The sequence below is a fragment of the Pseudomonas sp. R11F genome, from assembly GCF_050312575.1.
In the GTDB taxonomy this organism is placed as follows: domain Bacteria; phylum Pseudomonadota; class Gammaproteobacteria; order Pseudomonadales; family Pseudomonadaceae; genus Aquipseudomonas; species Aquipseudomonas palleroniana.
The window spans coordinates 13,436-27,499 of record NZ_JBNPJU010000036.1 but is presented as its reverse complement, the minus strand read 5'-3'; the positions used below and the strand labels follow the sequence as shown (position 1 = coordinate 27,499).

13 protein-coding genes are annotated in these 14,064 nt (G+C 61.4%); 4 read left to right on the top strand and 9 right to left on the bottom strand.

The annotated features are described in order from the left end of the window. Window position 1: 1 nt before the first annotated feature. On the top strand, window positions 2–2,281 hold the full coding sequence (locus ACQRBV_RS09095) for a CHASE2 domain-containing protein (protein ID WP_411984866.1): 2,280 nt from the start codon (window positions 2–4) through the stop codon (window positions 2,279–2,281). A 180-nt stretch (window positions 2,282–2,461) separates the two neighbouring features. On the opposite strand, the gene ACQRBV_RS09090 is transcribed toward ACQRBV_RS09095, so the two are convergent. The 4 genes from ACQRBV_RS09090 to glyQ all read right to left on the bottom strand — a co-directional run bounded on the left by ACQRBV_RS09090 (window position 2,462) and on the right by glyQ (window position 6,858). Continuing rightward, a complete protein-coding gene (locus ACQRBV_RS09090; RefSeq protein WP_411984865.1) occupies window positions 2,462–3,232 on the bottom strand; it encodes a lysophospholipid acyltransferase family protein in 771 nt (256 codons plus the stop codon). An 82-nt stretch (window positions 3,233–3,314) separates the two neighbouring features. Next, window positions 3,315–3,851, bottom strand: a complete 537-nt coding sequence (gene gmhB / locus ACQRBV_RS09085; protein WP_411984864.1) for a D-glycero-beta-D-manno-heptose 1,7-bisphosphate 7-phosphatase — start codon at window positions 3,849–3,851, stop codon at window positions 3,315–3,317. A 2-nt stretch (window positions 3,852–3,853) separates the two neighbouring features. Beyond that, the gene (gene glyS, locus ACQRBV_RS09080; protein WP_411984863.1) at window positions 3,854–5,908 is read right to left on the bottom strand and encodes a glycine--tRNA ligase subunit beta; all 2,055 of its coding nucleotides are present in this window, start codon (window positions 5,906–5,908) and stop codon (window positions 3,854–3,856) included. Next, on the bottom strand, window positions 5,905–6,858 hold the full coding sequence (gene glyQ / locus ACQRBV_RS09075) for a glycine--tRNA ligase subunit alpha (protein ID WP_003187265.1): 954 nt from the start codon (window positions 6,856–6,858) through the stop codon (window positions 5,905–5,907). The genes glyS and glyQ overlap by 4 nt, the downstream gene beginning before the upstream one ends. Window positions 6,859–6,939: 81 nt before the next feature. Between glyQ and ACQRBV_RS09070 the strand changes: the two genes are divergently transcribed. Together ACQRBV_RS09070 and ACQRBV_RS09065 are read left to right on the top strand one after the other, a co-directional pair. Further along, on the top strand, window positions 6,940–7,497 hold the full coding sequence (locus tag ACQRBV_RS09070) for a DNA-3-methyladenine glycosylase I (RefSeq protein ID WP_104995084.1): 558 nt from the start codon (window positions 6,940–6,942) through the stop codon (window positions 7,495–7,497). 40 nt (window positions 7,498–7,537) lie between these two features. After that, entirely contained in the window at window positions 7,538–8,425 is an 888-nt protein-coding gene (locus tag ACQRBV_RS09065; protein ID WP_060756553.1) for a lysophospholipid acyltransferase, read from the top strand. A gap of 133 nt (window positions 8,426–8,558) precedes the next feature. On the opposite strand, the gene ACQRBV_RS09060 is transcribed toward ACQRBV_RS09065, so the two are convergent. From ACQRBV_RS09060 to def, 5 genes are all read right to left on the bottom strand, one after another. Continuing rightward, window positions 8,559–8,870: a hypothetical protein gene (locus ACQRBV_RS09060; RefSeq protein WP_060756552.1), complete on the bottom strand. Its 312-nt coding sequence runs from the start codon at window positions 8,868–8,870 to the stop codon at window positions 8,559–8,561. A 20-nt stretch (window positions 8,871–8,890) separates the two neighbouring features. After that, window positions 8,891–10,264, bottom strand: a complete 1,374-nt coding sequence (trkA, locus tag ACQRBV_RS09055; protein WP_060756551.1) for a Trk system potassium transporter TrkA — start codon at window positions 10,262–10,264, stop codon at window positions 8,891–8,893. A gap of 22 nt (window positions 10,265–10,286) precedes the next feature. Next, window positions 10,287–11,597, bottom strand: a complete 1,311-nt coding sequence (rsmB, locus tag ACQRBV_RS09050) for a 16S rRNA (cytosine(967)-C(5))-methyltransferase RsmB (protein WP_411984862.1) — start codon at window positions 11,595–11,597, stop codon at window positions 10,287–10,289. After that, on the bottom strand, window positions 11,594–12,547 hold the full coding sequence (fmt, locus tag ACQRBV_RS09045; protein WP_411984861.1) for a methionyl-tRNA formyltransferase: 954 nt from the start codon (window positions 12,545–12,547) through the stop codon (window positions 11,594–11,596). The genes rsmB and fmt overlap by 4 nt, the downstream gene beginning before the upstream one ends. Window positions 12,548–12,616: 69 nt before the next feature. After that, window positions 12,617–13,123: a peptide deformylase gene (def, locus tag ACQRBV_RS09040; protein WP_016970668.1), complete on the bottom strand. Its 507-nt coding sequence runs from the start codon at window positions 13,121–13,123 to the stop codon at window positions 12,617–12,619. A 135-nt stretch (window positions 13,124–13,258) separates the two neighbouring features. On the opposite strand from def, the gene ACQRBV_RS09035 reads away from it, so the two are divergent. Continuing rightward, complete coding sequence (locus tag ACQRBV_RS09035) at window positions 13,259–14,035, top strand: peptidoglycan-binding protein (RefSeq protein WP_411984860.1); 777 nt, start codon at window positions 13,259–13,261, stop codon at window positions 14,033–14,035. Window positions 14,036–14,064 lie beyond the last annotated feature (29 nt).

The window sequence follows — 14,064 nt, the reverse complement described above, 5'->3', positions numbered from 1 at the left end:
GATGATGCTCTGGCGCAAGGCCGAGAAACGCCAGCCTACCCATGCCCAGCGTTTATTCCACGGTCTGGTTCGGGAATGGTTGTGGATAGGTCTGCTGCTATTGCCGATCACCGCCTACCTGTCCCTCAGCCCGGGGCTGGCGCTGAACAACCCGCTGTACGACAGCCTTCGCCGCCTGGCCCCTCTGCCGGTGGACCCGCGCATCTTGTTGGTGACGATTGATGATCAGAGCGTCAAAGCGCTGGGCCGATGGCCCTGGCCGCGCAGCCTGCACGCCGACCTGATCGACCGCCTGAGTGACGCACAACCGGCGGCGATCCTGTTCGATGTGATCTTCAGCGAGCCAGGTGTACCCGCCAATGATCGACGCCTGGCGGATGCGATTTGCAACGCAGGTAACGTGGTATTGCCGTTATTGCGTGAAGGCGCCGCCACCTATAGCGAGCCGGACCCGCAACTCTTGCCCCTGCTCAAATGCGCCAAGGGGCTTGGGCATATCAACGTTGAAGCGGATAGCGATGGCGTGGTTCGTGGCCTCTACCTGCGCGAAGGCCCGCCCGGTGCTACCACACCGCAATTGGCGTGGCTGGCCTACACATTAAGCGGCCAACCGTCTGAGATGCCTGGCGAGCCGATGGCGCAAACCAGCGCGCAGTGGCATCGGGACTACGCTATACGCATCCCGTTCATCGCGGCCCATACCCATTTTCCCAGTGTCTCCTACGCCAGCCTGTTACGCGGTGAAGTCGCCCCTGAGCGGCTGCGCAATCGCCTGATCCTGGTGGGGGCCACCGCCTCTGGAATGGGCGATCGTTTTGTCACCCCGCTGTCGTCGATTGCGGGCACCACGGCGGGTGTGGAGATCCAGGCCAACGTCCTCAACGGCTTGCTGCAAGAGCGCAGCATTGTCGAGCTGCCCGGTTGGCTCGCCGCGTTGATCGCGACCTCGTTGGTGGCCGTGTTACTGGGCCTGCTGCTGTATCGGCCCCGGTACGCCTTGTGGATGACGCTGGGGTGCATGGCTGGCGCTCTGCTGGGGGCATGGCTGCTGCTGCGCATGGGGCACTGGTGGCCGCCGGCGGCGTGTCTGATCGGTTTGCTGCTCAGCTACCTGATCTGGAACTGGCGTCGTCTCAGCGTGATCCTCGCTTATTTCGGCTGGGAACTGGCGCGCCTGGATCACGAACCCAAGGTTCTCCCCGAACGTCGTCGCGCCCCTGCAAGCAAAGGGGATATGTTACAGGCACGGATTTTTGCCTTGGAACAGGCGGTCAGCCGCACACGTGATACGCGCCGTTTCATGGCCGATGGTCTGGAGTGCCTGCCGGTGGCAACGCTGATTACCGATCCCCAAGGCACCATACTGCTGGCCAATCGCATCGCTCGTGAGGTGTTCGGTAGCGATCTGGTCAGCGCCAATCTGATCGAACAGCTCGCTGATTTGGGTTATCCACCGCTGCACAACGGCGTTCGCCCTGCCCTCTCGGCGTTGGAGCTTGTTGAATTCCGTGACATCCACCAACGCAGCTTGCGCATGGAGCTCGCACCCTTGCTGCCGGCTGAAGGCGACATCGCCCTCGGCTGGCTGCTGAGCCTGACCGACCTGAGCCAGGAGCGCGAGGCCCAGCAACACCGCGAGACGATGTTGCGCTTTTTGTCCCACGACCTGCGTGCGCCACATTCGGCAATATTGGCCCTGCTGGATGTGCACAACAGCGAGTCACCGGTGTTTGCTCAAATCGAACAACAAGTGAAGCGGGCCTTGAGCCTCACGGAATCCTTTGTGCAATTGGCCAAGGCCGAAGCTGACGGCTATCAGTTCCAGCCCACGCTGTTCGCCATGCTGGTGATGGACGCCTTTGACCAGGTGGCGTTGCTCGCCCAACTCAAGGGCATCCACCTCGTCCACGACCTGGATGAAGCCGATGAAGCCATGGTGTCGGCAGATCAATCATTGCTCACTCGAGCGCTGTTTAATGTGCTGGAGAACGCCATCAAGTACTCGCCGTCCGGCACCACCGTCAGCTTGAGCCATAGCAGCGGGCAAGGTGTTCTGGAGTGCCGCATCAGCGATCAGGGGCCGGGTATTGCGCCTGACGACTTGCCCGAGCTGTTCAACCAGTACCGGCGCTTTGATTCGGCCCAGGGCAGCGAAGGGTTGGGGTTGGGCCTGACCATGGTCAAAGCCGTGGTCGAGCGTCATGGTGGTCGTATCCGGTGTGAAAGCGAGTTGGAAAAAGGCTCTACCTTCATCCTTTCCCTGCCCCTCTTGGACGAATAAAAAACGTACTTTTTCGTTGTGCATAAAAAACCGGTCACAAGGACCGGTTTTTTTGGCTGAAAAAACTTATGCACGTTTTTCGAGATTTTATAAGATCAAGAAATATGTAATAAAATCAGTTCGTTAGGTTTGAAAATCCCCAATTCGCCAACAAACCGTACACAGGTTATCCACAGAAGCTCACACCGCCGGTGTTTCGGCCACAACCGGCTCCGGAGGCAGCGAACCCATGGCTCGCTGTTGTGCCTCGTTCCACGCGGCAGCGCGATCATTCAGCGCAGCAATGGCACGCGGTCCTTCACCTTCAGCGTACATCGGCTCACCAATCACCACGGTGATGGTGCCCTCGCGTTTTGCCCAACCCGTCTTTGGCCAGAACTTGCCGGCGTTGTGGGCGATTGGCAAAACCGGCAGGTTCGCGTTGACCGCCAGCGCGGTACCACCGCGTGAGAATTTGCCTACGGTGCCGTAGGGCACCCGAGTGCCTTCTGGGAAGATCAACACCCAGACGCCGTCCTTGAGCAATTCGTCGCCTTTTTTGGCCACGTGCTTGAGCGCCACCTTGGGGTTGTCACGGTCAATGGCGATGGGCCGCAGCATGGCCATGGCCCAGCCGAAGAACGGCACGTACAGTAACTCACGCTTGAGCACCTGGCTCAATGGCGAGAAGTAGGCTGACAGGAAGAACGTCTCCCACGTGCTCTGGTGGTTCGACAGAATCACGCAGGGCTGGTCCGGGACGTTTTCAGCGCCCTTGACCTCGAAACGGATGTTGAGGAATACCCGGGTCAGCCACAACGCGCAGCGGCACCAATAGACGTTGATAAAGCGATAACGCGCCTTGAACGGCAAGAAAGGCGCAATAAAAAAGCTCAGGGTGCACCAGAGAAACGAACTGGTGCCCAGCAGCAGGTAAAAGAAAAAGGTTCTGATGGCCTGCAAGATCGACATGGCGGCATTTACCGTTGCGGGACACGGCCCGCCTGTTAAAAGCGCACTCCCGAACAGTCCTTGGCCAGGAAGTCGAGGGCGGCTAGTTGTTGATAAGTTCTGCGGCAACCGCCGCCAGATCGTCAAAAATCAAAGTGCCTACCGGCAGGTTTTTCGCCTGGGTCTTTTCGCCTTTCCCGGTCTTAACCAAAACTGGCTGAGAGTCGACGGCTTTGGCCGCCTCCAGGTCACCGAGGCTGTCCCCGACGAACCATAGCCCAGCCAAGGGCACCTTGTAATGTTCTGCAATGGTTTTCAACATGCCAGGCTTGGGTTTGCGGCAATCGCAGCCCTCGTCCGGCCCGTGGGGGCAGTACACCACCAGCCCCACCTCACCCCCCTGCTCGGTGACCAACGTGCGCAAGCGCGCATGCATGGCGTCCAGGGTCGCGATGTCGTAGTAGCCACGGGCAATGCCGGACTGGTTGGTGGCGATGGCCACCGTCCAGCCGGCTTTGCTCAACTGCGCGATGGCCTCGATCGAGCCGGGCAGTGGAACCCACTCCTCCACCGACTTGATGTAAGCGTCGGAGTCGTAGTTGATCACCCCGTCCCGATCGAGAATCAGCAGTTTCAACATAGTCAGCTCAGTGTGGAAATATCAGCGATGCCGATGAACAAGCCGCGCAGGCGCGCCAGCATGGCGTAGCGGTTTTTCCGCACGCCGGCCTCTTCGGCATTGACCATCACCGCTTCGAAGAACGCATCCACCGGCTCACGCAAGCTCGCCAGGCGCGCCAGCGCTTCGGCGTAGTTACGCTCGGCGATCAGCGGCTTCACCGCGTTCTCCGCCTTGGCGATGGCCGAGTTCAGCGAGAACTCCTTGGCATCGGCAAACAGGCCCGGGTCGACTTCGGCGTTGCCCAAGCCTTCGGCCTTGCTCAGCAGGTTCGATACGCGCTTGTTCACGGCGGCCAGGGCATCGGCCTCCGGCAGCTTGCGGAACGCCTGTACGGCTTGCACGCGTTGGTCGAAGTCCAGCGCCGAACCCGGTTGCAGGGCACGTACCGACAGGTAGACGGAAACATCCACGCCTTCGTCTTCGTAACGCGCACGCAGGCGGTCGAACACAAACTCCAGCACTTGCTCGGCCAGGCCGGCTTGCTTGACCTTGGCACCGAACTGGCCGACCGCGAACACCACGGCCTGGGTCAGGTCGAGGTCCAGCTTCTTGTCGATCAGGATACGCAGCACGCCCAGGGCCGCACGGCGCAGGGCATACGGGTCTTTGCTGCCGGTGGGCAACATGCCGATACCGAAGATACCGACGAGGGTGTCCAGCTTGTCGGCGATGGCCACAGCTGCACCGGTCAGGGTGCTTGGCAGCTCGGCACCGGCACCGCGCGGCATGTACTGCTCGTTCAGTGACAGGGCCACATCCTCCGGCTCGCCGTCGTTGAGGGCGTAGTAGTAACCGGCGACGCCTTGCATCTCGGGGAACTCGCCAACCATCTCGGTGGCCAGGTCGCACTTGGACAGCAGGCCCGCACGCGCAGCCCGTGCAGCATCACCGCCGATGCGTGGCGCAATGTAGGCGGCCAGCTTGGAAACGCGTACGGCCTTGTCGTAGACGCTGCCGAGTTTTTCCTGGAACACCACGTTCTGCAGGCGCAGGTTGAAGTTTTCGAGCTTCTGCTTCTTGTCTTGCTTGAAGAAGAACTCGGCGTCGGTCAGGCGCGGGCGAACGACTTTTTCGTTACCGGCGATGATCTGCTGCGGGTCCTTGCTCTCGATGTTGGCCACGGTGATGAAGCGCGGCAGCAACTTGCCGTCCACGTCCAGCAGGCAGAAGTACTTCTGGTTGTCCTGCATGGTGGTAATCAGTGCTTCTTGCGGCACCTCGAGGAAACGTTCCTCGAACGAGCACACCAGCGGCACCGGCCATTCAACCAGAGCGGTCACTTCATCAAGCAGGCTTGGCGGCACGATGGCGGTGCCTTCCTGCAGGCGAGCCAGCTCTTCGGTGCGTTTGCTGATCAGCTCGCGACGCTCGTTGGCATCGGCCAGCACGTAGGCGGCACGCAGGTCATTGAGGTAGTTGGCCGGCGACGTAATGCGCACGGCTTCTGGATGGTGGAAGCGGTGACCACGGGAGTCGCGGCCCGCTTTCTGGGCGAGGATGGTGCAGTCGATGACCTGGTCACCGAGCAGCATGACCAGCCACTGGGTCGGGCGTACGAATTCTTCTTTGCGCGCACCCCAGCGCATGCGCTTGGGGATCGGCAGGTCGTTCAGCGAGTCTTCGACGATGGTCGGCAGCAGGCTTGCGGTCGGCTTGCCGGTGATGACTTGGCTGAAGCGCAGTTTCGGGCCGCTCTGGTCGATATCGCTCAGCTCCACGCCACACTTCTTGGCAAAACCAAGGGCGGCCTGGGTCGGGTTGCCTTCGGCGTCGAAAGCGGCCTGGCGCGGTGGGCCGTCAAGGTTGATGCTGCGGTCCGGCTGCTGGGTTTCCAGGGCGGTCAGCAACACGGCCAGGCGGCGTGGCGCGGCGTAGACTTTCTTCGCTTCAAACTTCAGGCCGGCGGTTTGCAGGCCTTTTTCGATACCGGCCAGGAAGGCGTCGGCCAGGGTATTGAGTGCCTTGGGTGGCAGCTCTTCGGTGCCCAGTTCAACCAGGAAATCTTGAGCACTCATTGTGCAGCCTCCAGCTTAGCCAACACTTCATCACGCAAATCCGGGGTTGCCATCGGGAAGCCCAGCTTGGCGCGTGCCAGCAGGTAGGCTTGGGCGACGGAACGCGCCAGGGTGCGGACACGCAGGATGTATTGCTGACGCGCGGTTACCGAGATGGCACGGCGGGCGTCGAGCAGGTTGAAGGTATGGGAGGCCTTCAACACCATTTCATAGCTTGGCAACGGCAGCGGCTGGTCGAGTTCGATCAGGCGCTTGGCTTCGCTTTCATAGAAGTCGAACAGTTCGAACAGCTTGTCGACGTTGGCGTGTTCGAAGTTGTAGGTGGACTGCTCCACCTCGTTCTGATGGAACACATCGCCGTAGGTCACTTTGCCGAACGGGCCGTCTGCCCACACCAGGTCGTAGACCGAGTCCACGCCCTGCAGGTACATGGCCAGGCGCTCAAGGCCGTAGGTGATTTCGCCGGTCACCGGGTAGCACTCGATGCCGCCCGCTTGCTGGAAGTAGGTGAACTGCGTCACTTCCATGCCGTTGAGCCACACTTCCCAGCCCAGGCCCCAGGCGCCCAGGGTCGGCGACTCCCAGTTGTCTTCGACGAAACGGATATCGTGGACCAGAGGGTCCAGGCCGACATGTTTCAACGAGCCCAGGTACAGCTCCTGGAAATTGTCCGGGTTCGGCTTCAAGACCACCTGGAACTGGTAGTAGTGCTGCAGGCGGTTGGGGTTTTCGCCGTAGCGGCCGTCAGTCGGGCGACGACTGGGCTGCACATAAGCGGCGTTCCAGGTTTCCGGGCCGATGGCCCGCAGGAATGTGGCGGTGTGGAAAGTGCCGGCGCCTACTTCCATATCGTAGGGCTGAAGTACCACACAACCTTGCTCGGCCCAGTATTGCTGGAGGGCGAGGATCAAGTCTTGGAAGGTACGCACGGCTGGCGTAGGCTGGCTCACGAAATTCACCTGTTACTTGGGCTGCGATTTAAAGAGCGGGAGTATACCCGATTCGGCCCTGCTACCACCCCCTGGAGCCTTATGCCACGCTGCTTTTGGTGTTCTGAAGATCCGCTGTACATGGCATATCACGATCAGGAGTGGGGAACGCCGCTGCGCGATGCGCAGGGTTTGTTCGAGTTGCTTTTGCTCGAAGGGTTCCAGGCGGGCCTGTCCTGGATCACCGTTTTACGCAAACGCGAGCATTATCGAAAGGTGTTGTTCGGTTTCGATGCGCAACGGCTGGCGAAACTGACCGATGCTGAAATCGATGCCTTGATGCTCGATCCGGGTATCGTGCGCAATCGCTTGAAGCTCAACGCCACCCGGCGCAATGCCGCTGCCTGGCTGGCCCTGGAAGACCCGGTGGGGTGGCTCTGGTCCTTCGTTGGCGGCGTGCCCAAGGTCAATCACTTCAAGGACCGCAGCGAAGTCCCGGCAATTACCCCCGAGGCCGAAGCCATGAGCAAGGCCCTGAAAAAGGCCGGGTTCACCTTTGTCGGGCCGACCATCTGCTATGCCTTCATGCAGGCCAGCGGCATGGTCATGGACCACACCCAGGACTGTGACCGTTACGCGCAGTTGGCCAACGCCGGTTAGAATGCCCGCTTTGCGCACCACACACGATCAGGAGTGACCTGTGGAAAAGTTTAAAGGCGCCTTGCTGGTAGGCGCTCTCCGGTTGTTTGCCCTGCTGCCCTGGCGCGCCGTTCAAGCCGTCGGCACGGCGATTGGCTGGATCATGTGGAAAACCCCCAACCGCTCTCGCGACACGGTGCGGATCAACCTCTCCAAGTGCTTCCCGGACATGGACCCGGCCGCTCGCGAGCGGCTGGTCGGCCAGAGCCTGATGGATATCGGCAAGTCCCTGACCGAAAGCGCCTGTGCCTGGATCTGGCCGGCCCAGCGCTCCATCGACCTGGTGCGCGAAGTCGAAGGCCTGGAAGTGCTGCACCAAGCCCTGGCCTCAGGCAAAGGCGTGGTGGGCATCACCAGCCACCTGGGCAACTGGGAAGTGCTCAATCACTTCTATTGCAACCAATGCAAACCGATCATTTTCTACCGCCCGCCGAAGCTCAAGGCGGTGGATGAACTCCTGCAAAAACAGCGGGTGCAACTGGGTAACCGCGTGGCGGCGTCGACCAAGGAAGGCATTCTCAGCGTGATCAAGGAAGTGCGCAAAGGCGGTCAGGTCGGCATCCCCGCCGACCCGGAGCCGGCCGAATCGGCAGGGATCTTCGTGCCGTTCTTCGCCACCCAGGCGCTGACCAGCAAGTTCGTGCCGAACATGCTCGCAGGCCACAAGGCTGTGGGTGTCTTCCTGCATGCGCTGCGGTTGCCGGATGGCTCAGGCTACAAAGTGATCCTGGAAGCGGCGCCGGAAGACATGTACAGCACCGACACCGCCACGTCCTGCGCGGCCATGAGCAAGGTGGTGGAGCGTTATGTCGGCGCGTACCCGAGCCAGTACATGTGGAGCATGAAGCGCTTCAAGAAGCGCCCGCCGGGCGAGGCGCGGTGGTACTAGGCCCCACTGGCTCAATACCCAAGCAAAACCCAATGTGGGAGGGGGCTTGCTCCCGATAGCGGTGGTTCAGCTAAGTAATTCTTGGCTGACACACTGCAATCGGGAGCAAGCCCCCTCCCACATTTCATTCCGGTCAGGGCTGACGGTCGAGTTTCTTCAGGAACACCGTCATCTCTTTCTCGGCCTGCTTGTCGCCATGGGTCTGGGCCGCTTCGATCCCTTTCTCCCACGCCAGCCGCGCCGCAGCGATATCACCCAATCCCGCCTGCGCCTTGCCCAGCAACTTCCACGCCGCCGAATACTTCGGGTCAAACTCGACGCACTTGCGTAAATGCTCCACGGCCTTGGCGTTGTCCTTCAGGTCCAGGTAACCCTTGCCCAAGCCAAAGCGCAGCAGGGAATTATCAACACCCTTGGCGAGCATTTTCTCCAGGGATTCGAGCATGCCGGCGTACTCCTTTTGCGTCAGAAAAAGCTCAGCCCCACGTGGAACAACTTTTCCACATCGCGGATATGCTTTTTATCCACCAGGAACAAAATCACATGGTCGCCCGTGGCGATCACCGTGTCGTCATGGGCGATGATCACTTCTTCATCACGAATGATTGCGCCGATGGTGGTGCCCGGAGGCAGGCCGATATCGCGGATGGCCTTGCCGATCACCTTGCTCGATTTCGCATCACCGTGGGCGATCGCCTCGATGGCCTCCGCCGCGCCCCGGCGCAGGGAGTGCACGCTGACGATATCGCCACGGCGCACGTGGGCGAGCAAGGTGCCAATGGTGGCCAACTGCGGGCTGATGGCGATGTCTATATCGCCCCCTTGAATCAGATCGACATAGGCCGGGTTGTTGATGATGGTCATCACCTTCTTCGCGCCCAGTCGCTTGGCCAGCAGGGAAGACATGATGTTGGCTTCGTCATCGTTGGTCAGGGCCAGGAAGATATCCGCGTCGGCAATGTTTTCTTCCATCAGCAGGTCGCGGTCCGAGGCACTGCCTTGCAGCACCACGGTACTGTCGAGCGTGTCGGACAAATACCGGCAACGTGTCGGGCTCATCTCGATGATCTTCACTTGGTAGCGGCTTTCAATCGCCTCCGCCAAGCGTTCGCCAATCTGCCCACCCCCTGCGATCACGATGCGTTTGTAGCTCTCGTCGAGCCGGCGCATTTCGCTCATCACTGCGCGAATATTCGCCTTGGCTGCGATGAAAAATACCTCGTCGTCAGCCTCGATCACCGTATCGCCCTGGGGCAGGATCGGCCGGTCGCGTCGGAAAATAGCCGCTACGCGGGTTTCCACATTCGGCATGTGTTCGCGCAACTGGCGCAGTTGCTGGCCGACCAGCGGGCCACCGTAGTAAGCCTTCACCGCCACCAATTGTGCCTTGCCTTCGGCGAAGTCGATCACCTGCAAGGCGCCGGGTATCTCGATCAGGCGCTTGATGTAGTGGGTGACCACCTGTTCCGGGCTGATCAGCACGTCCACCGGAATCGCGTCGTTGTCGAACAGCCCCGCACGGGTCAGGTAGGCCGCTTCACGCACGCGGGCGATCTTGGTCGGGGTGTGGAACAGGGTGTGGGCGACTTGGCAGGCAACCATGTTGGTTTCGTCACTGTTGGTCACGGCCACCAGCATATCGGCATCGTCGGCGCCGGCCTGGCGCAGCACCGTCGGGAATGACGCGCGGCCTTGCACAGTGCGGATGTCCAGGCGGTCGCCGAGGTTGCGCAGGCGTTCGCTGTCGGTGTCGACCACCGTGATGTCGTTGGCTTCGCTGGCCAAATGTTCGGCCAGCGTACCGCCAACCTGCCCTGCCCCAAGGATGATGATTTTCATCCGGTCACTCCCTTAAAACCATTCAGCCGCGTGCGGCGGCGATTTTGATCAGTTTGGCGTAGTAGAAACCATCGTGGCCGCCTTCCTGTGCGAGCAGTTGGCGGCCGTGGGGCTGCTTGATCCCGGCGGCCGTGGCGAGGTCCAGTTCGCGCGCGCCGCTGGTGCGGGCGAGGAAGGCCTGGATCACCTCGGTGTTCTCGGTGGGCAAGGTAGAGCAGGTGGCGTAGAGCAGGATGCCGCCGACTTCCAGGGTCGGCCACAAGGCGTCGAGCAGTTCGCCTTGCAGCACGGCCAGGGCAGCGATGTCGTCGGGCTGGCGGGTCAGCTTGATGTCCGGGTGACGGCGGATGACGCCGGTAGCGGAACACGGCGCGTCCAGCAGGATACGTTGGAAAGGTTTGCCGTCCCACCAACTGGCGGTGTCGCGGCCGTCGGCAGCGATCAGGTCGGCGTTGAGGCCCAGACGTGCGAGGTTTTCACGCACACGTACCAGGCGCTTGGCTTCCAGGTCGACCGCGACCACACCCGCCAGGTCCTTTTCGACTTCCAGGATGTGGCAGGTCTTGCCGCCCGGTGCGCAGCAAGCGTCGAGCACGCGTTGGCCGGGGGCCAGGTCGAGCAGGTCGGCGGCCAGTTGTGCGGCTTCGTCCTGCACGCTGATCCAGCCTTCGGCAAAGCCCGGCAGGCTGCGTACGTCGGTGGCGGCTTCCAGCACGATACCGTCGACGCTGTACACGCACGGTGTGGCGTTGATGCCGGCCGTGGTCAGCAATTGCAGGTAGGCATCACGGCTGTGATGACGGCGGTTGACCCGCAGGATCATCGGCGGGTGCGCATTGTTGGCGGCGCAAATGGCTTCCCATTGCTGCGGCCAGAAGGCTTTCAGGGCTTTTTGCAGCCAGCGGGGGTGAGCGGTGCGCACCACCGGGTCGTGCTCCAGCTCGGCCAGCAGCGCTTCGCTCTCGCGCTGGGCGCGGCGCAGCACGGCGTTGAGCAGGGCTTTGGCCCAGGGCTTTTTCAGCTTGTCGGCGCAACCGACGGTTTCACCAATGGCGGCATGGGCCGGCACGCGGGTATAGAGCAACTGATAGAGGCCGACCAGCAGCAGCGCCTCCACATCCGCATCGGCGGCCTTGAACGGCTTTTGCAGCAGCTTGGCCGCCAGTGCCGATAAGCGCGGCTGCCAGCGGGCGGTGCCAAATGCCAGGTCTTGGGTGAAACCGCGATCGCGGTCCTCAACCTTGTCCAGCTGAGTGGGCAGCGAACTGTTCAACGAAGCCTTGCCGTTGAGAACGGCGGCGAGGGCCTTGGCGGCGGCCAGACGCGGGTTCATTGGGCGACCGTCCCGAGAACCGTGCCGAGGGCAAATTTCTCACGACGGCTGTTGAACAAGTCGCTGAAATTCAGTGCTTTGCCGCCAGGCAATTGCAGACGGGTCAGGCACAGCGCCTGTTCACCGCAGGCCACCACCAGGCCGTCTTTGCTGGCCCCGATGATTTCGCCGGGAGCGCCTTTGCCATCGGCCAAGGTCGCGGCCAATACTTTCAAGGCCTCGCCATTGAGCGTGCTGTGGCAGATCGGCCACGGGTTGAAGGCGCGCACCAGGCGCTCCAGTTCCACGGCCGGGCGCCTCCAGTCGATACGCGCTTCGTCTTTATTCAGTTTGTGGGCGTAGGTGGCCAGGCTGTCATCCTGTACGTCGCCTGGCAGTGTGCCGGCTGCGAGGCCGGCGATGGCCTGGATCACCGCCGGCGGGCCCAGCTCGGCGAGACGGTCGTGCAGGCTGCCGCCCGTGTCTTCGCCCGTGATCGGGGTGGTGACCTTGAGCAGCATCGGGCCAGTATCCAGGCCCGCCTCCATGCGCATCACGGTCACCCCGCTTTCGCGGTCACCCGCCTCAACCGCCCGCTGGATGGGGGCTGCGCCGCGCCAGCGTGGCAGCAACGAGGCGTGACTGTTGATGCAACCCAGGCGCGGGATGTCCAGCACCACTTGTGGAAGGATCAAGCCATAGGCCACGACCACCAACAGGTCCGGCTGCAGTGCGGCCAGCTCGGCCTGAGCCTCGGCATTACGCAGGCTGGGTGGTTGCAGCACAGGGATGTTGTGCTCCAGCGCCAACTGCTTGACCGGGCTTGGCATCAGTTTTTGCCCGCGTCCGGCCGGACGATCCGGCTGGGTATACACCGCGACGATGTCATAAGGGCTGGCAAGCAGCGCCTTGAGGTGTTCGGCTGCGAATTCGGGAGTGCCGGCAAAAACAATGCGCAGTGGCTCGGTCATGGGAGTTCTCGGTTAAAAGCAGTCACAAAAGAAAAAGGCTTGCCGCAGCAAGCCTTTGGAAGACGGGCATCAAGCTTGCTGGCGATGCTTTTTTTCCAGCTTCTTCTTGATTCGGTCGCGCTTGAGCGTGGACAGGTAATCGACAAACAGCTTGCCGTTGAGGTGGTCGCACTCATGCTGGATGCATACCGCCAGCAGGCCATCGGCGATCAACTCGTAGGGCTTGCCATCACGGTCCAGGGCCTTGATCTTCACGCGTAGCGGGCGTTCGACGTTTTCGTAGAACTCCGGTACCGACAGGCAACCTTCCTGGTATTCGCCCATCTCTTCGGTCAGCGGTTCGAACTCGGGGTTGATGAACACCCGGGGTTCGCTGCGATCTTCCGACAGGTCCATGACCACGACGCGCTGATGCACGTTGACCTGGGTGGCGGCGAGGCCGATGCCCGGGGCTTCATACATTGTTTCAAACATGTCATCGACCAACTGACGAACCTTGTCGTCCACTACGGCCACCGGTTTGGCGATCGTGCGCAGGCGCGAGTCGGGGAATTCGAGGATGTTCAAAATAGCCATAAGCGTAATTGCTGCACATGTGAGGTAGAGGCAAATCGGCGTTGGGATGGACCCAGACAGCCGGTGTGAAACGCTCAAAAGCCGCACAGGCCATGGCATTTCACGCGAACGCACATAATAAAGGAGATTGACCCCATGAGGAAATCGCTACTCGTCTTGCTGCTGTGGGCCCCGTTCGCCAAGGCCCTGCTGCCCCAGCCTGTACAGCGCCTGGATCAACCGACGCAACAGGCCATCCAGCGCTTCTTATTGCATAACCGCATTCTCGATACGCCCCAGGATCTGGACCGGGCGCCCTACATTGTTGCGGCTGAGGCGGGGCGGGTGTTGGGCGCCCATGGCGAGCGGGTGCATGCCCGCGGTGCTCTCGACCCGTCCCAGACCAGCTATGGGATTTTCCGGCGCGGCAAAACCTACACCGACCCGCACACTCAGGAACTGCTGGGCATCAATGCCGACGACATCGGCACCGCACGTTTTGTGACGGCCGGTGATCTCACTACCCTGGCCGTGCAGCGCGTGACCCAGGAAGTCCGCCCAGGCGACCGTCTGCTACGCGCTGAGCACCCCGTCGCGCCGGCAAGGCTGGAAGCTGGGGTATCCGCGCCTTTTATCGAAGGGCAAATCATTGATATCCCCAAGGGCGTCACTCAGATTGGCGTGCTGGACGCCGTCACCCTGAATAAAGGCCGGCGCGACGGCATGGTCGAAGGCCAATTGCTCACGGTGATAAAGAGCGGTTCCACTGTCCGCGACATCCTCACCGGCGCCCCGACGCCACTTCCTGACGAGCGTGCTGGCACCCTGCTGGTGTTTCGTACCTTTGAAAAACTCAGTTACGGCCTGGTACTGAGTGCCTCGCGCTCACTGGCGGTGATGGACCGTTTCGTGACGGCCAATCCAACGCAATAAATAGCCTGCTAAATAAGTTACCAACAGAG